This is a genomic window from Segniliparus sp. (genome assembly GCF_051660745.1).
Classification (GTDB): Bacteria; Actinomycetota; Actinomycetes; order Mycobacteriales; family Mycobacteriaceae; genus Segniliparus.
Map to the genome: position 1 here is coordinate 25215 of NZ_JBOFQF010000029.1, position 20307 is coordinate 45521.

Annotated in this window: 21 protein-coding genes; 8 read left to right on the plus strand and 13 right to left on the minus strand. The window is 66.8% G+C overall.

Going from position 1 to position 20307, the window contains the following annotated elements; translation table 11 throughout:
- Positions 1-22: 22 nt before the first annotated feature.
- Entirely contained in the window at positions 23-907 is an 885-nt protein-coding gene (gene argB / locus ACRC20_RS10075) for an acetylglutamate kinase (RefSeq protein ID WP_438686241.1), read from the plus strand.
- Positions 904-2085: an acetylornithine transaminase gene (locus ACRC20_RS10080; RefSeq protein ID WP_438686242.1), complete on the plus strand. Its 1182-nt coding sequence runs from the start codon at positions 904-906 to the stop codon at positions 2083-2085. Before argB ends, ACRC20_RS10080 begins: the two co-directional genes overlap by 4 nt.
- Before the next feature lie 15 nt (positions 2086-2100).
- On the opposite strand, the gene ACRC20_RS10085 is transcribed toward ACRC20_RS10080, so the two are convergent.
- The 6 genes from ACRC20_RS10085 to ACRC20_RS10110 all read right to left on the minus strand — a co-directional run bounded on the left by ACRC20_RS10085 (position 2101) and on the right by ACRC20_RS10110 (position 9768).
- On the minus strand, positions 2101-2379 hold the full coding sequence (locus ACRC20_RS10085; RefSeq protein ID WP_438686243.1) for a hypothetical protein: 279 nt from the start codon (positions 2377-2379) through the stop codon (positions 2101-2103).
- Positions 2380-2469: 90 nt separating this feature from the next.
- Positions 2470-4203: an alpha/beta fold hydrolase gene (locus ACRC20_RS10090; RefSeq protein WP_438686244.1), complete on the minus strand. Its 1734-nt coding sequence runs from the start codon at positions 4201-4203 to the stop codon at positions 2470-2472.
- Positions 4204-4253: 50 nt separating this feature from the next.
- On the minus strand, positions 4254-5213 hold the full coding sequence (locus tag ACRC20_RS10095; protein ID WP_438686245.1) for an NUDIX hydrolase: 960 nt from the start codon (positions 5211-5213) through the stop codon (positions 4254-4256).
- Between the two features lies 1 nt (position 5214).
- Positions 5215-7389 carry an RNA degradosome polyphosphate kinase gene (locus tag ACRC20_RS10100; RefSeq protein WP_438686246.1) on the minus strand — a complete coding sequence of 725 codons (2175 nt, stop codon included), beginning with the start codon at positions 7387-7389 and terminating at the stop codon, positions 5215-5217.
- A gap of 50 nt (positions 7390-7439) precedes the next feature.
- Positions 7440-8864 carry a cytochrome P450 gene (locus tag ACRC20_RS10105; RefSeq protein ID WP_438686247.1) on the minus strand — a complete coding sequence of 475 codons (1425 nt, stop codon included), beginning with the start codon at positions 8862-8864 and terminating at the stop codon, positions 7440-7442.
- Between the two features lie 34 nt (positions 8865-8898).
- Positions 8899-9768 (minus strand): hypothetical protein, encoded by an 870-nt coding sequence (locus ACRC20_RS10110; RefSeq protein ID WP_438686248.1) that lies wholly within the window; start codon positions 9766-9768, stop codon positions 8899-8901.
- A gap of 78 nt (positions 9769-9846) precedes the next feature.
- Here ACRC20_RS10110 and ACRC20_RS10115 point away from each other — a divergent pair, with 78 nt between their 5' ends.
- Positions 9847-10500 carry a TetR/AcrR family transcriptional regulator gene (locus ACRC20_RS10115; protein ID WP_438686249.1) on the plus strand — a complete coding sequence of 218 codons (654 nt, stop codon included), beginning with the start codon at positions 9847-9849 and terminating at the stop codon, positions 10498-10500.
- A gap of 12 nt (positions 10501-10512) precedes the next feature.
- Here ACRC20_RS10115 and cofC read toward each other — a convergent pair whose 3' ends face one another.
- Positions 10513-11196 (minus strand): 2-phospho-L-lactate guanylyltransferase, encoded by a 684-nt coding sequence (gene cofC, locus ACRC20_RS10120; protein WP_438686250.1) that lies wholly within the window; start codon positions 11194-11196, stop codon positions 10513-10515.
- Between the two features lie 186 nt (positions 11197-11382).
- Between cofC and ACRC20_RS10125 the strand changes: the two genes are divergently transcribed.
- The 4 genes from ACRC20_RS10125 (at position 11383) to ACRC20_RS10140 (ending at position 14461) form a co-directional block, all read left to right on the plus strand.
- Positions 11383-11862 (plus strand): hypothetical protein, encoded by a 480-nt coding sequence (locus tag ACRC20_RS10125; RefSeq protein ID WP_438686251.1) that lies wholly within the window; start codon positions 11383-11385, stop codon positions 11860-11862.
- A 180-nt stretch (positions 11863-12042) separates the two neighbouring features.
- Positions 12043-12318 (plus strand): hypothetical protein, encoded by a 276-nt coding sequence (locus ACRC20_RS10130; RefSeq protein WP_438686252.1) that lies wholly within the window; start codon positions 12043-12045, stop codon positions 12316-12318.
- A gap of 71 nt (positions 12319-12389) precedes the next feature.
- Complete coding sequence (locus tag ACRC20_RS10135) at positions 12390-13388, plus strand: NAD(P)H-dependent glycerol-3-phosphate dehydrogenase (RefSeq protein ID WP_438686253.1); 999 nt, start codon at positions 12390-12392, stop codon at positions 13386-13388.
- The gene (locus ACRC20_RS10140) at positions 13385-14461 is read left to right on the plus strand and encodes a D-alanine--D-alanine ligase family protein (protein ID WP_438686254.1); all 1077 of its coding nucleotides are present in this window, start codon (positions 13385-13387) and stop codon (positions 14459-14461) included. The genes ACRC20_RS10135 and ACRC20_RS10140 overlap by 4 nt, the downstream gene beginning before the upstream one ends.
- Positions 14462-14796: 335 nt before the next feature.
- On the opposite strand, the gene ACRC20_RS10145 is transcribed toward ACRC20_RS10140, so the two are convergent.
- The 5 genes from ACRC20_RS10145 to ACRC20_RS10165 form a co-directional block, all read right to left on the minus strand.
- The gene (locus ACRC20_RS10145; RefSeq protein ID WP_438686255.1) at positions 14797-15072 is read right to left on the minus strand and encodes a hypothetical protein; all 276 of its coding nucleotides are present in this window, start codon (positions 15070-15072) and stop codon (positions 14797-14799) included.
- On the minus strand, positions 15072-15452 hold the full coding sequence (locus tag ACRC20_RS10150; protein ID WP_438686256.1) for a hypothetical protein: 381 nt from the start codon (positions 15450-15452) through the stop codon (positions 15072-15074). The genes ACRC20_RS10145 and ACRC20_RS10150 overlap by 1 nt, the downstream gene beginning before the upstream one ends.
- Before the next feature lie 134 nt (positions 15453-15586).
- Positions 15587-16351 carry a hypothetical protein gene (locus tag ACRC20_RS10155; RefSeq protein WP_438686257.1) on the minus strand — a complete coding sequence of 255 codons (765 nt, stop codon included), beginning with the start codon at positions 16349-16351 and terminating at the stop codon, positions 15587-15589.
- Between the two features lie 1472 nt (positions 16352-17823).
- A complete protein-coding gene (locus ACRC20_RS10160) occupies positions 17824-18840 on the minus strand; it encodes an AAA family ATPase (RefSeq protein ID WP_438686258.1) in 1017 nt (338 codons plus the stop codon).
- A gap of 90 nt (positions 18841-18930) precedes the next feature.
- The gene (locus ACRC20_RS10165) at positions 18931-19215 is read right to left on the minus strand and encodes a hypothetical protein (RefSeq protein WP_438686259.1); all 285 of its coding nucleotides are present in this window, start codon (positions 19213-19215) and stop codon (positions 18931-18933) included.
- A gap of 128 nt (positions 19216-19343) precedes the next feature.
- Between ACRC20_RS10165 and ACRC20_RS10170 the strand changes: the two genes are divergently transcribed.
- Positions 19344-19910, plus strand: coding sequence for a hypothetical protein (locus ACRC20_RS10170; RefSeq protein WP_438686260.1), 567 nt, complete (start codon positions 19344-19346; stop codon positions 19908-19910).
- Here the strand turns inward: ACRC20_RS10170 and ACRC20_RS10175 are convergent.
- Entirely contained in the window at positions 19900-20277 is a 378-nt protein-coding gene (locus tag ACRC20_RS10175; RefSeq protein WP_438686261.1) for a hypothetical protein, read from the minus strand. The genes ACRC20_RS10170 and ACRC20_RS10175 overlap by 11 nt on opposite strands.
- Positions 20278-20307 lie beyond the last annotated feature (30 nt).

Below are 20307 nucleotides of genomic sequence, written 5' to 3' on the forward strand. Positions count from 1 at the left end.
CCACCGAAGGAACACACCCGCCATGAGCACCACAGCGCTGCAGCAGGCCGAAATCCTCGCGCAGGCCCTCCCGTGGATCGAGAAGCTGCACGGCAAGGTCGTCGTCGTCAAATTCGGCGGCAACGCCATGGTCGACCCCGACCTGGCGAGGACCTTCGCCGAGGACATGGTCCTCTTGCGGGCCTGCGGCGTGCGCCCGGTGGTGGTGCACGGCGGCGGGCCGCAGATCAACGAGCACCTGGGCAGGCTCGGCATCGAGGGCGAGTTCCGGGGCGGCCTGCGGGTGACCACGCCCGAAGTGCTCGAAGTCGTGCGGATGGTGCTGCTCGGCAGGGTGGGCCGGGAGCTGGTCGGCGCGATCAACGCGCACGGGCCGTACGCCGTCGGGATCTCCGGGGAGGACGCGCGCCTGTTCACGGCCGAGCGCACCACGGCGACGGTGGACGGCGAGGCGGTGGACATCGGCCTGGTCGGCGATATCGAGTCGGTCGACGCGGACTGGATCGAGGAGCTTGTCGCGGGCAGGCGGATCCCCGTGGTCGCCTCCCTCGCGCCGGACGCCGAGGGCGTGGTCCACAACGTGAACGCGGATGTCGCGGCAGGGGCGCTGGCGGCCGCGCTCAAGGCCGACCGGCTCATCGTCCTCTCGGACGTCGCCGGGCTCTACACCCGCTGGCCCGACCAGGACTCCTTTGTCAGCGAGATCTCGCTCGCCGATGCGAAGGCGCTCCTGCCGAGCCTGGCAGGCGGCATGATCCCAAAGCTTGAGGCGTGCGTGCGCGCCGTGGAAGGCGGCGTGCGCGCGGCCTCCATCATCGACGGGCGCGTCGCGCACGCCACGCTCGTGGAACTTTTCACCCCCACCGGAGTGGGCACCATGATCATCGAGACAGGAGACAAAGCATGACCGAGAAGCTGCAGGCAGGCTGGGCCGCGCACCTGATGAACAACTACGGGCAGCCGAAGCTCGCGCTGGTGAGGGGCGAGGGCGCGCATGTCTGGGACGAGGACGGCAAGCAGTACCTCGACCTGCTGGCCGGGATCGCGGTGAACGTCCTCGGCCATGCGCACCCAGCTGTCGTCGAGGCGGTGAGCAAGCAGATCGCGACGCTCGGCCATGTCTCCAACCTGTACATGTCCCCGAACACGGTGGAGCTCGCCGCCCGGCTGGCGGCGCTCATCCCCGGCGGCGAGGGCGCGAAGGTCTTCTTCGCCAACTCCGGCACGGAGGCGAACGAGGCGGCCTTCAAGATCGCCCGGCGCACCGGCCGGAGCGAGATCGTCGCGACCTGGGGCGGCTTCCACGGGCGCACCATGGGGGCGCTCGCGCTCACCGGCCAACCGGCCAAGCAGGAGCCGTTCGCGCCGATGGTCCCCGGTGTGCGGCACATCCCGTACGGGGACGTCCTGGCGCTCGACGCGGCGGTCGGCCCGGACACCGCAGCCGTGGTCCTCGAACCGATCCAAGGGGAGAGCGGCGTCGTCGTGCCCCCGGCGGGCTACCTCAAAGCCGCGCGGGAGATCACTGCGAAGGCGGGGGCGCTGTTGATCCTCGACGAGGTGCAGACCGGCATGGGCCGCACCGGGACGTTCTTCGCCCACGAGCAGGAGGGCGTCGTGGCAGACGTGGTCACCCTCGCGAAGGGGCTCGGTGGCGGTTTGCCGATCGGCGCGACCATCGCCACCGGCGCGGCGGCGGACCTCTTCGAGCCGGGGCAGCACGGCAGCACGTTCGGCGGGAACCCGGTGTGCGCGGCGGCGGCCCTCGCTGTGCTCGACGTGATCGAGCAGGACGGCCTGATCGCCCACGCGAAGGACGTCGGCGGCGAGCTCAAAGACAAGCTGGGCGCCAGTGGGCACCCGCTGGTCGCAGAGGTCCGGGGCAAGGGGCTCCTGATCGGGGTCCGCTTCAGTGAGCCGAAGGCAGCCTTGGTGGAGGCGGCCGCGCGGGACGCGGGCTTCCTGGTCGGCGCGACCGGCCCGGACGTCGTCCGGCTCGCGCCTGCGCTGACGCTCTCCGCAGACCAGGCCGGGGCGTTCGTCAGCGCGTTCGGCTCGATCCTCGACGCGGCAGCCGGGAGCTGAGCTAGGGCCGTTCGGCTACGACTTGGCCCAGTCGCACAGGTCCATGTGCGCGTGCATCCGGGCGCAGTATTTGGACATCGCGGCTTTGTACGGCTCGCATTCCTCTTCGGTGTGATGCCCGCCGAACACCATCGTGTTCGAGCATTGCCCGATGAACGAGAGGTCGTCGGACGACGGGGTCTTCCCGCACAGCAGGGCGCAGTCCGGGTCCGGGTCGGCGAGCGCGGCAGCCGCGCCGACTCCGCTGATGGCGAGGGCGAACGAGGCGGCGAGGACGAAGAACGCGTGTCGCATGGGGCAAACCTTTCATGAGAGTTATGAGAGAGCCCACCCCAGGCGTTTCCCCCCGAACGGACCTGCGCGGAACGTTACCATCGGCCTTTCTTACGGGACGACCGGAAGGGTCAACTCGCTCTGGCCGCCCGTCTCGAACTGCGTCGAGACGGGGAACGGGTCGCCTCGGAACGCGTCGGACGAGCCCGTGGCGACGAGCCTGAGCCGGTGCCCGGCTGGGAATTGGTGCACGATCCCCGGCAGCGTGAAGGCCACGAGGCCGGATCCCGAGATTTTCGCCGGGGCGATTTGCCGGTAGATCGTCTCCTCGTTGCCGGACTGGTCGACGTCGGCCAGGTACAGGAAGACGGTCGCGGTCCCGTTGGCGGTGACCGGGATCTTCACCTGGGGCACGCCGACCACGGTGATGGGCGACGCGAGCGGTTCCGTCGACCATGCGATGGAGTCGCCCGAAGGGCCGGTGCGCAACGCGACGGTGGTCGCGGCGGCGGCGGGCGCCCCGGCAGCGACGAGGGAGTCCGCTCCGACGAGGCGGTAGGCGGCCGTCCCGGCGACCGGGTAGCGGTCGCTCGTCGCCCAGGGGGAGGCTGCCGACCCCTCGGGGATCCAGTCGCGGAAATAGCTGAGCGCGGGCAGATCGTCCGAGCCGGTCCCCTTCAGGTGGCGGTCGAACCAGCGCAGGGTCGCGTCGATCTGGTAGCGCTGCTCCCACCCGGGGTGCGCCCAGTCCAACTCGCCGGGGACGACGTTCGAGGTGTCATGCCCCCAACGGTGCCAGAGCATCTTGACCTCGACCCCGTTGGCGGCGAGGGCCTGGTAGGTGGCGACAGCCTCGTTGAGCAGGAAGATGGTGTCCTGCTGGCCTTGGGCCAACAGGGTGGGGATGCGGATTTTGTCGGCGTAGGTGACCACCGACCCGTATCGGACGGACTCGATGTCCGCCGCGCTCGGGGCTCCGAAGATGTACCAGTTCAAAATGACCTGGCAGGCGGCGGGGTAGAAGCGCGGGCAGTTCTGGTCGCTCCAACTCGTCGGCGGCGGCGCCTGGTCCGGCTCCTTCGCGGCGTTGGTGAGCAGGTCTTGGGCGACGAGGTATTTGCTCGGCCCCGGAATCCGCTCGTCCACGCCCTCGGGCAGGTCCGCGTTGTTCGGGGCCAGCGAGTACAGCGAGTCGTTCCACGTGATCATCGGCACGATGGCGTCGAGCCTCGGGTCCACAGAGGCAGTGGCGAACTGCACCCCGCCGCCGTAGGAGGCCCCGATCATCCCGACCCGGGGGTCGTTGGCGGCAGAGCGGCCCGCGTGGTCGGACGAGTCGAGCTGGATCGCGTCCAGTGGCGGGACGGGACGGCTGTGCTCGGCGTCTTCGAACGCGATCCGGTCGGCCCCGCCGAGGAAGCTGATGAGCTGGCTCACCGCCACGCCGTCGTATTCGGGGGTGTCCATGGTGATCCGGCATGTGGAGCCGCCGAAGCCGAGGGAGGAGAAGGCGAGCACGGCGTAGTCCCGGCCCGTCATGAACTCGCCGAGGCCTCGTTGGTCGTCTTTCGTCCCGCCGAAGCCGTGCGTGGCGACAATCGCGGGCACTCGGTGGCCGGGCCCCGCGTCCTTGGGGAGGTAGAGGTCGCCGACGATGTCGCAGTCCACATCTCGATCAGGGCCGATGGCGACAGCGAAGTGCAGTGTGCTTTTTTTGAACCAGCCCTGGGCGAATCCGCCCGGCTCGGCGCTCGCGCCGGGCGCCGTCGAGACGACGAGCAGCAGCAGAGAGAACAGCGGAGCGCAACAGGAGGCGAACACACGCCTGACGTTGGTCCGCGACATCCCGCAAGGTTAGCAGGGCAGCAATCGGGCCGTGCAGCGGTTCAGGGCGCTCACCAGGTGAAGTGCGGGATCTCGTCGTCCCAGGTGCTATCGGCCAAGGGGCTGGCGATGAACTGGGCGGCGACAGGCTTCGGTCCGTTCGGGGTCGCGCCGACGGAGATCACCCAGGCCGAGGCCTTCGCCACGTCGATCTTGGCCGCCAGTTCGGGGTCGCCGCACCATTCGGCCACGAGCGGTGGGATCACGTCGCCCTGGCTGCAGACCATGGTCGTGTGCCCGATTTGGGCGAGCTCGCGGAGCCGGTCGAGGGCGGCGTTCGGGTTCTCGGCGAACGGCTCTTCGGTCAGCGACGGCTCGGAGACGGTCTCCACTTCGAGCAATTGGGCGAGCGGGTCGAGGGTCTGGCGGCAGCGGAGCTTGTCGGCGGCATGCAGTCTCGACACGCCGAACGCGCCGCCCAAGTGGGCGAGCCCCTCGGCCTGGGCGAGGCCCAGCTCGTCCAGCGGGCGCCGCTCGTCGGCCTCCGGGTCGGCCTCGTCGCGCGTCCCTGCGCTCGCGTGCCGCACCACGACCAAGGTCTCGACGTCGAGGCGGATGGCGCGGAACACGTCGAGCACCTCGCGGTCGAGATCGTGGCTGAGACGGTCCCTCGCCTCGCCGACGGGGACCCACTCCAGGAGGTCGACCTCGTCGTTCGGGACGAACTCGGGCGCGGTGGCCGCCCAGGCCGCCCAGTAGTCCACGCGCTTGGGCGCCCCCTTGGCGGGGTAGTGGACCGTGGCGAGGAACGGGCCGAGCTCGGCCCGGGACCCGGTCTCCTCGGCGATCTCCCGCACGGCGGCGACCGGAGGGATCTCGCCGGGGTCGACTTTGCCCTTCGGGAGGGTCCAGTCGTCGTAGTGGGGGCGGTGGATGAGCGCGATGAGGGGCTCGGCCCCTTCTTCGTCCGCGTGGCGCCAGAGCACGCCGCCAGCGGCGCGGATCTCCTGTCTCGATGACACGTCAGACATGCTAGTCGGTGAGCTCCCGGTAGTGCTTGATGAGGGCGCGTTGATGGTCGCGTTTCTCGATTCCGGCAGCAACCGCGTCCCTGTTCGGCGTCGCGTGCCACACGCCTGCCTGGTCCAGCTCCCAGCAGCGGGTCTCGGGGGCCATCGCGCTGTCAAACATCCAGTCGATCTGGGCGGTGAGCTTGGGATCTTTGACGTGCACCAGCACCTCCACCCGGCGGTCGAGGTTGCGGTGCATCATGTCGGCGCTGCCGATCCAATGCTGGTTCGAGGCCTTGAAGTGGAAGGTGCGCGAATGCTCAAGGAACTTGCCGAGGATGGAGCGCACGGTGATGTTCTCCGACAGGCCGGGCACCCCCGGCTTGAGCGCGCAGATCCCGCGCACCACCACGTCCACCGGCACGCCCGCCTGGGACGCTTGGTAGAGGGAGTCGATGATCTGCTCGTCCACCAGCGAGTTGACCTTCACCCGGATGCGCGAGTCCCAGCCCGCGCGGTGGTGGTCGATCTCGTCCTGGACCCGCCGGAGGATGCCGGAGCGGATGCCCTGCGGGGCCACCATGAGGCGCTGGTAGCTGGTCTTGCGGGAGTAGCCGGTCAGCGAGTTGAAGAGGTCCGTGAGGTCGGCCCCGACGTCGTCGGAAGCCGTGAGCAGGCCGAGGTCCTCGTAGATGCGGGCGGTCTTCGGGTTGTAGTTCCCGGTGCCGATGTGGCAGTACCGCCGGATGTGGCTGCCCTCCCTGCGCACCACGAGGCAGGTCTTGCAGTGGGTCTTGAGGCCGATGAGCCCGTAGACGACGTGGACCCCGGCGTGCTCCAGCGCGCGGGCCCACTTGATGTTGGCCTGCTCGTCGAAGCGGGCTTTGATCTCCACCAGCGCGACCACCTGCTTGCCCGCCGCCGCCGCGTCGATGAGCGCGTTCACGATAGGGGAGTCGCCGGAGGTGCGGTAGAGGGTCTGCTTGATCGCGAGCACCTGCGGGTCGGCGGCGGCCTGCTCGATGAACCGCTGCACGCTCGTGGAGAAGGACATGTACGGGTGGTGGACCAGCACGTCCCCCTCGCGCAGCGTCGAGAACACGCTTTTGGGGGTCTCCCGCTCCGCGAACGCGGGGTGGGTGATCGGGACGAACGGCTTGTCCTTGAGCTCCGGCCGGTCGATGCCGTAGATCTGCCACAGGCAGGAGAGGTCCAAAAGTCCCGGCACCTGCACGACCTCGTGCGGCTCCACGTCGAGCTCGCGCAGCAGGAGCTCGAGCATGTGCTCGCTCATGGTGTCGGAGACTTCGAGGCGGACCGGCGAGCCGAACCGGCGGCGCGCGAGCTCGCGTTCGAGGGCTTGGAGCAAGTCCTCGTCCCGGTCCTCCTCCACCTCGAAGTCGGCGTTGCGGGTCACCCGGAAGACGTGGTGCTCCACGACGCGCATGCCTTCGAGGAGGTCGCCGAGGTGCGCGGAGATCAGCTCCTCCATGGGGAGCAGGACTGTTGGGTGCGCCGAGGGGCGCGCCGAGTCCGCCTCCGCCGCCGAGGCGGAGCTTCGCACCGGCACGAAGCGGTCGACGTTGTCGGGCACTTTGATCCGGACGAAGTGCTGGCCGCCGCCGGACTCGTCGTGGATGGTCGCGGCGAGGTTGAGCGAGAGCCCGCTGATGTACGGGAACGGGTGCGCGGGGTCGACGGCGAGGGGCGTGAGGACGGGGAAGACCTGCTCGCGGAAGTACGCGGAGAGCCTGCCCTGTTCCCCGGCTTCGAGGTCCGACCAGGACACGATCCGGATTTCGCTCTTGGCGAGCGCAGGGGCGATCACGTCGAGGAACACGCGGGCGTGCCTGCTGGCGAGCTCTTGGGTGCGCGCGGCGATGAGCTCGAGCTGCGCCTTCGGCGAGAGCCCGTCGGCGGAGCGCACGGACAGCCCGGTCTGGTGGCGCCGTTTGAGGCCCGCGACGCGGACCATATAGAACTCGTCGAGGTTCGAGGCGAAGATCGCCAGGAACTGCACGCGCTCCAACAACGGCAAGGAGTCGTCCTCGGCGAGCGCGAGGACGCGCGCGTTGAAGTCCAGCCAGCTCAGCTCTCGGTTCAGGTAGCGGTCCTCGGGCAGGCTCGCCTCGGGGGCGGCGTGCCCGTTGGCAGCCGAGTTCGTCGCGTCCGCCGGGAACTTCGCTGCTTCGGTCACCGCATCATCATCCCTCAGCGCCGGTTCTCGCGCCACAGCGGGGTGAGGGCTCAGACGGCTCCCCTCGGCGCCTCGCGCGGCGCGAGCCGCACCGGAAGCCCGCCCTTCAAACCCATGGACATGCGGTACTTGTGTTGGATCTGGTAGCCGGGCTGGAGCGTGAAACGGTACTGCTGGTACGCGGTGGCGATGGTGAGGACCGCTTCGATGTAGGCCATCCGCATGCCGAGGCACAGGCGTTGGCCTTTGCCGAAGGGGACGAAGGCGCGCAGGTCGGCCTCGTTGTTCAGGAAGCGGTCCGGGTCGAACTCGTCCGGACGCTTCCAGAACCTCGGGTCGCGTTGCAGCGCGAGGGAGGAATACAGGATGGTCGTGCCCTCGGCGATGTGGTAGCCGCCGATCTCGTCGTCCACGACGGCGGTCTTCGGGTTGATCACCAAGCCGCCTTGGAGGCGTTGCGCCTCGTCGAAGCACGCCCGGACCAGTGGGAGCTTGGGCATATCGGCCACCGTGACGGGAGCGCCGCCGAGGGCGTCGACCTCCGCGACGAGGCGCTCTTCCACCTCTGGGTGGCTGGCGAGCAGGGCGAAGGTCCAGGCCAGCGCCGCCGCCGTGGTCTCGTGGCCGCCGACGACCATCCCGGCGATCTCGACCATGATCTTCTCGGTCTCCAGCGGCCGTCCGTCGTCGTAGGTGGCGTTGATGAGCAGGTTCAACAGGTCCGGACGGTCGGTCGGATGCCTGCGGCGCGTCTCGACCACCTGGTCCACGGCTGCCCCGCCGTAGGTCTTCAAGATGTTGGCGGCGGTCTTGTCGAACGGGCGCGGCACCCATTCCGGCAGGGAGTACATGGCGACGCGGATCGTCGTGACGAGCATCGCGGGGACGAGCGCCTTTTTCATGAGCGGCAGCAGCCGCAGCGAGATATGTTCGTCGAACATCGCGTTGAACAGGACGACCAACGCGAGCTCGTGGGTCTTCTCGGCGATATCCACGACGCCGTCGCTGTCGGCAGCCCGGGCCCAGGAGCCGACTTGCGCGGTGACCGACTCGGTGAACAGGTCGCCGAGGTCGGCAAGGTTCTTCTGGGTGAAGCTCGGCCGGTAGAGCGCCCGCCCGCGCTGCCACTCCGCGTCGTCGGCGAAGGCGAAGAAATTGTGCCCGAGTTTGGGCGGCACCATCTGTTTCGAGACCATGTCCGAGCGTCGGTATTTGTCGGCGTGTTTGACGAGCACGTGGTCGATGTGGTCCGGGTGGCCGAGGTACACGGTCTTGACGAACGGGGTGGGGACGGAGACCACGTCGCCGTATTTCCGGGTGAGCTCCAACGGGTAGAACCACGGGTCGCGAGCGAGTTTGGAGAGCGCCGAGAGCTTCTCGCGCTTGCCCTTCGGCCCCGGCGGGGGCGGGGCGGTCCCGGCGGCAGGCGCGGGCGGCGCGATGGTTCCGGTCGTGTTGACGGGGCATCCGGTCATAAGGAGTCCTTTCGGGGTCGGGCGAGGCGCGGGATCAGACGAGGGCAGAGGCGGCGCGCTGGACGGACGTGCCCTCGTCGGCGGCGCGCCGTTCGCGGATGTCGCGCAGCTCGGGGATCTGCAGGAGCGCGTACGCGCTGGCGATCGAGGTGGCGATCACCGCGAGGGCGGCCAGCCATGTCACGGCGGCGGGGGCGGAGGACTGCACGGCCTGGTATGCGGGCCAGCTGACGCCGACGATGTAGCCGATGGTGGTGGCCGGGATGAACAGCAGCAACCACCAGATCCGGGGGCCGGTCAGATACTTCGCCGCGAAGTAGACCACCACGCCGTAGACCGGCAGCAGCGTCGTGTTCTGCACGATCGAGTACAGCGGGATGCCGCCGATCCGGGTGGGGTTCGCGCCGTAGTACGCGATGATCCCCCAATGGTGCAGGGCGATTTCCAAAACGATCTCCGGGAGGCCGACGAAGACCGCCGAGAGGAGCAGGATGTCGCGGAGCGAGCGTCCGGCGAGCAGGTAGCGGTACGCCAGATAGCCGCCGAGCGCCACGTACGGCATGGCGCCGACCAGGATGAACGCCGGCATGCGGTGCCCCATCACGGTGTATCCGAACCAGGGGATGTCGTTGGCGTAGACGATCGAGCCGACCAGGTCGCCCGTCGGCTCGATGTTCGCGGCGACCAAGCCTGCGGCCACGAGGACCAAAGGCAGGAGCTCTCGGTCTTTGACGAGCTTCCACACCGCCCACGCCGCAGTGATGGCCGCGGTGGCGTAGCCCGCGACGATCATCAGCCAGGCGATGGCCTGGTTCGCGTGCAGCTCGGGCGCGACAGGGACGCCGCCCTGTCCGGGGAGCAGCACGCCGCTCGCGGTCTCTGTGAGGAGGCTTACAGTAGTCATGTTACTGATAATACCTATTGAGTAACATTAGTCAATAGAGCGCTGCTCTTGACTTTGCCCTGTGGCAGAATCAGGCGCGTGGCCAGCAGCGAACCGGTGAGCGAGTTGGAGGCGCTGATCGTGGCGGCGATGGCGGGGCAGGAGCCCGGCCAAGAGGGCTCGCCGGGCCGGTCGGACGCGAAGATCCTCGACGCCGCCGTCGAGGTCCTCGGCTCTCACGGCGAGCAGAATCTGACGATCGACCTGGTCGCAGAGCACGCCAGGCTCTCGCGGATGACGGTGTTCCGCCGCTTCGGCTCGAAGCAGAGGCTCATCGACGCGGTGTACGAGCGAGAGCTGCGGGCAGTGCTCCGCGATGTCGGCGAGCACGCCCACCGCGCCACGACAGCGAGAGAGCGGGCCGTTGTCGTCGCCGCCCGCCTGGTGGAGAACGCGGAGAAGAGCCCTGTGGTGCAGTGGCTGGTGCGTGTCCAGCCCGGCTATGTGGTGCGCCTCTGGCGCGAGCGGGAGCCCTCGGGCCAGACGCTCGGGCGGATATTCGTCTCGGGGCTCTTGCAGGACCAGGGATTGGCGGACCCATTGCCGCCTCGGGAGGCCGACCTTGTCGCGGACGCGGTCGTCAGGCTGGCGATGTCGTTGGTGCTGGTGCCCGGCGGGGCTCGTCAGAGGGGGAGCGGGCCCTTGGCCGACGACTACATCGGCGAGGTCGTCGGGCGCCTGTTCCAGGGATAGCGCTCGACGCGGCTACGGCGTCACCAGATGGATGTGCTGAGGGCTGGACACGAGGGTTTTCGTGGCGAGGCCGAGGCCGAGCTCGGCCGCCATCCGCAAATCCCCCGGAACATCCACGTCCTGGCGCAATCCCGGCAACGGGTCCGAGACTGCGACGGCTCCCGAAGCCGCGTGCCGGGCGGCGGAGCCTGGGCCGAAAGCAGGCGCGAGCTCGGTCGACGCGGCGGCGATGAGGGCGGTGGTCCCCGAGCCCTCGTGGTCGGCGACGTAGGCCCGGCGGAGCTCGCGGGCGGCGCACAGCGCCTGCTGCAGCTCCATGGGGCGCAGCGCGGGGAGGTCGCCGTGCAGGGCGACGCGCATCGCTGCGGGGAACTGGTCCCGCGCCCAGGCGTCCGCCGACTGCAACGCGGCGTTGAGCCCGCCGACCTGCGCCTGCGCCTCCGGCTCGTCGAGCGCGACCGCGCCGTACGCCTCCGCGAGGGCTTTCACCCGAGCGTCTTCAGTGACCACTGCGATGGCCCGCGTCCACGCGGCGCCTCGCGCTGCTTCGAGGACGTCGGTGAGCATCGCGAGCGTCAACTGGGCCCGCTGCTCGGCGGAAAGCGCCTGGGCGAGCCGTGTTTTCGCGGCAGTCAAGGGTTTGACCGCGATGAGGACGACCGCGTGCGGGGTCGTTTGTCTGGGCACGACGACCATTGTATGCGCGGTCGGCGCGGGCTCTCGGGGAAATCCCAGGGGGAACTTCCAGGCTTTGCTGTCAACGGGGCGCAGGAAGCCACAGCAGATCCACAGCTCGGCACGGCAGCGCGCACAGCTCCTCCCGCCATGCTGGGCAAGGACTCGACGACGAGTTCCGCACAAGAACAAATAAGGAGATACGCAGTGTCCCGAATTTTCCCAGCGGCCCGTGGGGCCGCGATCGTTTCGCTCGGGCTCGCGGCCTTCGGCGGGCTCGCGGCTCCGGCGCTCGCTTCCACAGTCGCGCCCGACCAGCAGGCTCCGGTCGTCCTCGACGACCCGCACAACCCGCCGTTCCCGCCCGGACACGGAAACGACGACCACGACCGTGGCCGTGGGCACGAGGACCGCGACGACTGGAACCGTGGCGACCGGGACCGCGACCACCAGGACGGCGACGATTGGAACCGTGGCGACCGGGACCGCGACCACCAGGACGGCGACGATTGGAACCGTGGCGACCGCGAGGACAGCGACTTCCGCGCAGGCCTGAACGGCGGCGCGAACATCGGCGTGGACTCCGACATCCGTGGCGGCGTGGACGCGAACATCGGTGTGGACGCGAACATCGGCGGCGACGCCGGCTTCGACAGCGAGGCAGGCTTCGGGGCCGACGCGGAGTAAGCGACAGCCCCCTTTGCCACGGCCTGTGCCGGGACGCGACGCGTCCCGGCACAGGCCGTGGCTTTTTGGCGCCCGAAATGACAGCCCAATCTCCATCAAATCGACTCACAAGCTTCAGTCTCGGCGAGCCATCCTGGTTGTACAGCGCAACGAAGCGCTGGCAACGCCAGGAGGCGAGGCATGATGTCCTCTTTCGGAAAAGCGGCCCGCGCCGTATGCGCGGCAGCCTTCGGCGTGGTCGCCTTCGGCGGGCTCGCATCGACCGATGCGGCGAGCGCGGCGGCGCCCCGGCTCACCGGCGACGGGTCCTCCTACGGGCCTTGTTACTACAACCCCGTGCCGTGCAACACCGCGCAGCAGGGGAAGAACAACCCATACGCGAAACTGCCACTGCCCAACTCCAAGCCGGACAACAGCATCCACATCCTTCCACCGAAAAACTCGAATCCCCAGTAGGCCGGGGTTGATGCGAGCTTCGGCCGCATGCGGCATTAGTCTGGGCAGATGAAGTTCGAGGCGGTGCCGCGATGACGGCCGAGGTCGCGGTCATGGGTTCTGGCGCGTGGGGCACCGCCATGGCAAAAGTGATCGCCGATCTCGGACATCACGTGGTGCTGTGGTCCAGGCGCGAGGCGCTCGCCGACGCGATCAACCAGGACCGGGAGAACGGGGAGTACCTGCCCGGTTGGCGGCTTCCAGAATCGCTCGTCGCGACGGCGGACCCGGTGTTCGCGGTCGCCGAGGCGAACACAGTGCTGCTGGCGACCCCCGCGCAGAGCCTGCGGACGAATTTGGAGTCGTGGGGCGGGGCGATCAAGCCGGGCACCCTCCTGCTCTCGCTCGCCAAAGGCCTGGAGCGTGGCACGAAACTGCGGATGACCGAGGTCGTGGAAGAAGTGCTGGGCAGGCCGACGGGGGAGATCGCCGTCCTTTCCGGGCCGAATCTCGCCTTGGAGGTCGCCGCGGGCCAGCCGTCCGGCGCGGCGATCGCCTGCTCGGACGAGTCGGCGGCGCTCGCTCTGCAGCGGCTCTGCTCGGGCCCGAACTTCCGCGTCTACACGAATGACGACGTGGTCGGGGTCGAGCTCGCGGGCGTGGTCAAGAACGTCATCGCGCTTGCCTGCGGCATCGCCTCCGGGTTCGGGTACGGGCAGAACACCCTCGCGGTCTTGATCACCCGGGGCCTCGCGGAGATCACCAGGCTCGGCGTCGCGATGGGCGCGAAAGCCTCGACCTTCTCCGGTCTTGCCGGGGTGGGCGACCTCGTCGCCACCTGCACGTCGCCGCTGTCCCGCAATCGCGCGTTCGGCGTGCGCCTCGGCTTGGGCGAAGCGGCGAAAGCGGCAACGGGCGGCCCGCATGGCGTGGTCGAGGGTTATGCCAGCTGCGGCGCAGTGCGGGAGCTGGCCGCCGACCATGGCGTGGAAATGCCGATCACTGAGGCGGTGTACCAGGTGTGCCACGAGGGCGCGGCGGTGCGCGAGGCGGTCGAGAGCCTCATGGGCAGGAAGATCGGTGCGGAATGACCCGGAAAACAGTGGTCCTCGTTGTGTTCGGCGGAGTGAGCAGCGAGCACGAGATCTCCTGCCTCTCTGCGGCTTCGGTCCTGTCGCAGCTGGACCAGGGCCGGTACGAGGCCGTCCCGGTGGGGATCACGAGAGAGGGCGACTGGGTGCTCGACAGCCGGTCTCCCGAGGAGCTCGGGGACAAGACGGGCGGGCTGCCCCAAGTGGACGCGACGGCCCCGAAGGTGGCGCTCGCCGTCGGACGCACGGGGGCGGGGGAGCTGCGCCACGTCGCAGACGGCTCTTTGGCGGCCAAGGCGGACGTGGTGTTCCCGGTGCTGCACGGCCCGTTCGGCGAGGACGGCACGCTGCAGGGTCTTCTGGAGTTCGCGAATCTCCCGTATGTGGGCTGCGGCGTGTTCGCGAGCGCGGCCTGCATGGACAAAGCGCAGATGAAGGCGTTGCTGCGCGGGGGCGGCCTGCCGGTCGGCCCGTACGCGGTGCTCCAGCCGGGGCAGGACGTGGACGAGGCGGCGCTGCGGGAGCAGCTCGAACTGCCGGTGTTCGTGAAACCTGCGCGAGGGGGCTCCTCGCTTGGCGTGGTGAAGGTCGAGCGGTGGGACGATTTGTCCGAGGCGATCGCCACGGCCCGGAAATACGACCCGAAGGTTCTGGTGGAGACCGGGATTTCGGGGCGTGAGGTCGAATGCGCCGTGCTGGAGTTCCCGGACGGGCGTGTCGAGGCGGGCGAGCTCGGCGAGATCGTCGTCCCCGACGCGTACGACTTCGAGACGAAGTATTTGAACAACGTCGCGCAGCTGCAGGTTCCCGCGAAGGTGGACGAGCCTGCTGCGAGCGAGATCAAGGCTTTGGCGGTGCGGGCGTTCCAGACGATGGACTGCTCCGGGCTCTCCAGGGTGGACTTCTTCCTGGATGAAGACGGCCGCCCGATCATCAACGAGCTCAACACGCTGCCGGGCTTCACCACGTCCTCGTTGTATCCGAAGATGTGGGAGCAGGCCGGGCTCGACTATTCGAAGCTGTTGTCCACCCTCATCGAGACGGCGTTCGCCCGAGGCGTCGGCCTGCGCTAGCGCTCAGCCAGGCACAGTGATGTGGTGTTGGCCGTTCGGGCTGGTCCAGTGGACGGTGCCGTCGAGTGCTTGGTGGTCCCGCCAGTTGGCATGTGTTTTCGCGCGGTGGTGGTGTCGGCACAATCGTTTGAGATTGTCGGGGACAGTCAAGCCTCCGGATTCGGGGTGCTCGTGGTCGAAGGGGAGGGTGTGATCCAACTCGGTGCGGGCACGGCGGAAGCAGCCGGGGAATCGGTTGTCAACTTTTACCACCGATGTTTTTCGAGGTCGGCGTGTTTTCGCTGGTTGGAGACGATGACGAGCCGTCTTGTCGGTGCTAGCTCGTCTAGGACAGGCTAGCCGTTTTCGTGCTGTTTCCTGCCGAGGGCGTGCCGGTACCACTCGCTCGGCGGGATGCCGATCTCTGCCATGACATCGGTGACGGAAGGGTCGTCGCGGCGTGTCGGCGCGAGGTGTTCGTCCAGATAAGTGGTGAGGTCGCGGATGTAGTCGCGGAGTCCGACGAGGTCGCCGTCTTTGACGGCTGGCTGCGGGTTGTAGAACCGTCCTGGTAAGTCGTCCGCCACCTCGATAGCGGTGCGGGCGGCTCGCTTGTTCCTACGTGGCGGCATTAGTCGCCCACCACCGTGAATCGGGCGGTTTTCGCCGCTTTCCGACGTGTTTGTGAGAGTTTTTCAGCCCGTTCCGCCTGCTCCTCGTCGGTGGGCGGCAAGTCCAATCGGCTGAGGAGTTGGGCTAGCAGGCTCCGGGCGGATTGGCTCTGCGCGATGAGAGGTGAGATGACCTCTTGGCCCATTGACCCCTTCGCCGTGAGGGGCGCGTCTTCTGCCGCCTCATCCAGGCGTTGCACGAGGTCAGCAGTCTTGCACGCGTCAAACAAGATCCGTTGTTTGTGCGGTTCGAAGCTGAGGTCGAATTCCGCGACGACGGCCCGCCAGAGCCGTTGCCCTTCCGTTTTGAGCCCGTGCGGGGCTCTCGGTTTCACAGTCAATTCCGGTTGTTCCTCCCGGTCGAAAAAAATGAAGTTCGGATTTGCTCACAAAACCAGGGACCCGCATCACGTCCCGGTCTAGAGCTAGGGGGGAGGGGTGGCCCCGGTGGGGCCTCCCCTCCCGAAATAGCTGGTCAGGATGGTTGGATGCTGGCTCGGATCTTCGCCGCGTCCGCGATGGTGTGCAGCCTCAGCGGATACCGGGCAATAGCGGTGACGACGTACGGCGTGATGGCCGCGTACGGCCTTGCCGTGTCGACGTTCTCGCCAATGCGGGCAAGCTCGATGCTCGCCTCGTACGCCGTGGAGAACGCGCCAGGGTCTCCCAACGCGCATGCGCTGAACAAGTTTGTCGAGAGGTCGTCGGATTTCGCGGGTCCGATCTGATAGCCGTGGTAGTCCGCGATCCGCCTGTACGCGGACCACAGCGGGTCCAGGAGCGTTGCCGCCTCGCGCCACGCCTGTACCGCTCGCGCCTGCTGCTCGGTCAAATTCCAGGCGTTGAACCCGCGCGGATCGGAGAGCGCCGGAAGATCCGGCGCGGTCTCGTTGAGCGCGTGGCCTTCCACCACGGAGTTGAACCGCGAGACGATCTCGCGCTCCCAACCTCCGACAGCGTCGTAGACCGCGTTGTGCAACCTAGTCGCCGCCGCGTCGATGAGAACCTTGTCAACCCCTTGATTCAAAGCGAACCATTGGAAAGACTTCGCGACGACTTCCGCTTTCGCGTCTTGGAATTTCGAGGGGTCGACCGTCCGCAACGCGCCGACCGCGTCGTCGTACTCGCGCTCCGCGCCAGATCTGGACCGCAGCAAATCCTTGTAAATACCGATCTCGGATTCGACCTGTTTTGGAATCTCGATCCCGAGCTTTCGAACATGGCCCACAAGCTGTGTCAAGGCGTTGCCCTCGCGGTCGAATTCACCGTTGCCTAAAAGCATTCTCGATGCCTTTCTTTCTCAATAGATAACCAACGGCCTCGTTGGGCCGCTGAACAAATATCGAATCCCCAAAACTTTGGAGACTCGTTTCGCGCCGGAAAAGCGCTACGCCCCGACTGCGAGACCAGAGGCCAACATGGACGCGAGCCCTTGTAAATCAGCCGCGCCCGATTTGGGGACCGGCACGCCCTCGCCCTCCAACAACCGCACCAACCGAAGGGCGATCCGGCGACGTGCGCGGTAGGCCGCGCCGTGCGCTTTGTCGCACACTCGGCACCGACCGTCGTGGAAACAATCCCCAGGCCCCCTCAACACATGCCCGTTCACACACGCCCGACCAGCCATGACAACCCCTCTCCTCTGTGCACAGAAACATTCGGCAAATAAAAAGAACACACAAGAAACCCACTTCTCGCGTGCTCGCGTAGAGCGGACGAAAACGAATCGTTTTGTGTTTTGCTCTACACCCATAAATAGGGTGGGAATTTCATAAAAATCCTACCCCAAACGCCAAATCGTGATGAAACACACACGTTGATGAAACCTCCTGCCGACACTAAATTCTTCCTCACGCAAACTAAATCGCCCTCACGCCCGATTTAAACGCATAGAACTATCTCCCTGGTATCCGAATACCGTAGAACGATATTCTCTCGTCTACGGCTGCGCTAGGGGCCTTTATCGACGTTTCCCGAACGGCCGATAACCAGACTGTGGCACGCATATTTGTTTCCGCGCTTCCGCACCGCCTCCGTATTCCATTTTACGGCAAACAGCCGACAATGCAAGCGAACACGAAACAATATTTCGTCACAATCATGAAATTCCCAGTTCATGAACCATGGGAGGATATCTCTTCGGCGTGTCGCCAATGCCCGACGCGCCAGCCGGTTCTGCGGTCGACGGTTGAAAACCGGAGACCGGTCGAGTAGCGGCCTTTTCTGGCCGCGTTCGAACAAAGCTTAGTTCTTGAGCGCCAACAAGGCGCTCTATGAATAAGACTTGTCTTCTCGGAGCCGCTCCGAGGCGGCTTCTAGGGAAGAGTTGATCCCAAACCGCCCCGAAGGCGGTCCTGGAATAAGAATGGAGAGAACACACAGGAGCCGCCGCAAGCGGCTCTTGATATTCATATTCCAGAAGTCAAGGACCGGCACCGAAGCCGGTCCCTACTACTTCAAACTCTCTTCCTTCCCTCGAAGATCAGAGCCCCCGAAGGGCTCTGCCTTCATCGGTCATCATTGTTCTTCCGTCGTCCGCAGCGCGGGCCGAAGGCCCGTGCCGGGACTCCTTCCAGTGGGGATCAAGGTGGTGAGGAACGAACTACCTATAAGGGGTGTCCATCTCCACCTCGCCACCTGCTCTGATCTGCGGTTTCAAGAACGGGTGGGTATTCGAGGATATCCACCCCCGCCATGCCCGACCTGCGCTTTCTATGGTCGCCCGGATACCCGCTCCCACCGCTCGCCGTCGCGTCTTATGAGGCTGCCGAGCTTGCCGCCCGGCCTCAGCCACGTCCGGTAGCTGTGGGCCGAGCCGCCGAACTGCTCGGCCAGAGCCTCGGCGGTCTTGTTCTGGCTCACGCCCTGGCAGTGGGCGACGACCCAGTCTGCCATCTGCGCGTTGCGGTCCAGAGTCTCAGCGGACCGAGGCCGCCGTCCTTCCGGGCGCTCTCGGCGTGCCGCCACCTCGAACCGGGCTCCCGCCCCCGGCTCTAGCTCGAACTCGTCGCCGTGCCCGAGATTGCCGTACGTCCGCACCCCCAGACGCCCGCCCCTCGCCTTACGGACGTGCATGATCCAGCGCACCGCTTGGGAGACGTACGCCGAGCCCATTGGCGTGCTCGGCTTGAAACCGTTCGCATTGGCCTTGTCCGAGGAGTGCCCGACGACCACGACCGCGATACCCGCCGCCGTGAACAGCCGCACCCCCTCGAAGAACCGCCGCACCACCGCGTCGTCATTGATCGACCCGTCGAGCGCCTGCGTCAGATTGTCGATCACCACCACGTTGTGCCCGTGATATCTGATCACCTGGAACAGGTCGCCCCAGCGCTGCGCGTTCATGACCCCGATCCGGTACAAACCGACCGGGCACGAGCCCGGATCGGACACCACCGACCCGATCCGGACTCCGTACTCCTCACGCCCCGCGTCGTCGGTGAGCGCCAACGCCACCGAATAATCACCAGCGACCAGCCGCACCCCCAGAAACTCCCCGCCCGTCGCGAGCGCCGCCACCAGATGCGCCACAAGCCACGACTTGCCGACCTTCGCCTCACCGTACAGCAGCGTCGAAGTCGCCGCCACCAACCCCGGCACCAACCACGGATCAGACACCTCCGCCAGCCGCGCCGCCTCCCCAAGCGTCGTCATCGGAAACGCGGCCTTCGCCCGCTCGAACTCCGCCAGCCACCGCTCGACATCCTCGTCAACACACGAATCAACCATCAACACCCTTCCCGTCGAATCCCACCGATCCGAACACCTTTCCAGAACATCGCCCCACAAGCCGCTCAGGCCCAACCACGGCCCGACCGCCTATGCCGACACCCCGGCAAACCGGCCCAGCTCGGCGGCCACGTCCGCCACGATCCCCGCCGCCTCGTCCAACGTGAGCCCGTGCCCGCTCGCGCCGTCCGAGAACATGAGCGCGCCGTCAGGCTCCCCGTACAGCCCGAGGCCACCGCCGCGCCCGTGCGCGCAGAGCCCGTATGCGGCGTGACCCGGCTCTGCGGGATTGCGGGCCTTGCCCTTCCTCAGTCTCAGGCCCACGCCGCTCGCCGCGAACCTCACCCGCTCTTCCTCGTGATTCCATTCACTCATCCTTGCCCCATTCTTCCCTTGGTCGCGGCGGCCTGCCCACCGCTCGTTCCACGATAAGTCATCCCAACATGCTTGTCAAACTAGACGGGTACGTCGTGTTTGCCAATGATGTTTGGTACAGTCGGCGCATGGAAGAACACGATTCGCGCAGAAGCGAGCGGAACGCGCAGGCGACGTTCGTCCAGAACCTCGGGGACTGGATCGCGACGATGCGGTGGCCGGAGGGGGTCGAGAACGGCGGCCCCCTCAGCCTGGTGATCGAACCACTGCGCCCGGACCAGCCGCCCCAGGGCGGACTCTCCTCGACCGTCCTCCGCCAGATCGACTTCCGGAAAGCCGCCGAGATGCTCAATCAGCATTGGCTGGCGTCAAAACGAAGAGAGGTCGTATCGAAGAGCCTCCAGAAGTTCATCGCCAACCGTCTGCGCGACACGCTCGACAAAGGCGTGACCGACGAATACCTCGCCCTGCTCGCCCAAGAGTACGTGTCCGCCGTGAACCGAAACCAAGCAAAGCCGAACGACCATTTGGCCGAGATGGTCGGCAAGACCGTGAGCACAATCCGTGGGCACCTCTGGCAAGCGAGGAAACAGGGCCTTCTCACCGGAACTCCCGGACGAGCAGGGGGACAACTCACCCCCAAAGCCCAAGAAATCCTTAAACAACACGCCCGACCAGCGAAAACTAAAGACTGAGTCCGGCCAACGGACTCAGCTGAACCACGGCCATCCAGGCTGCAATCAGCCCGTGCGCCCTCTCCTCGGCAGCGAGCAGATACGCGCGCACGGTCTTCGCCACCTCCGAGTCACGCAGAAGCATACCGAGCAACAACACCGCCTTGCGATCCCATATACCTATCTGATTTGACTTGCCTAGGGCTGTCCGATCTTCGGACAGCCCTTTCAATTTTCGCAGTTCAGGGCCTTTTATCACCCTGTAACCGGTATGGGCGAACTCGTCTCTGTGCTCATAGAGAACACTTCGCAATGTACTCAGCTCAGCCTCATGGAATGAGGCTACTTGCACTGTCGTGGCGAACTCATAGTCCGGCACCGTCGCCAACTGCTTCGCCCGGTCCAGGACATCCGTCCG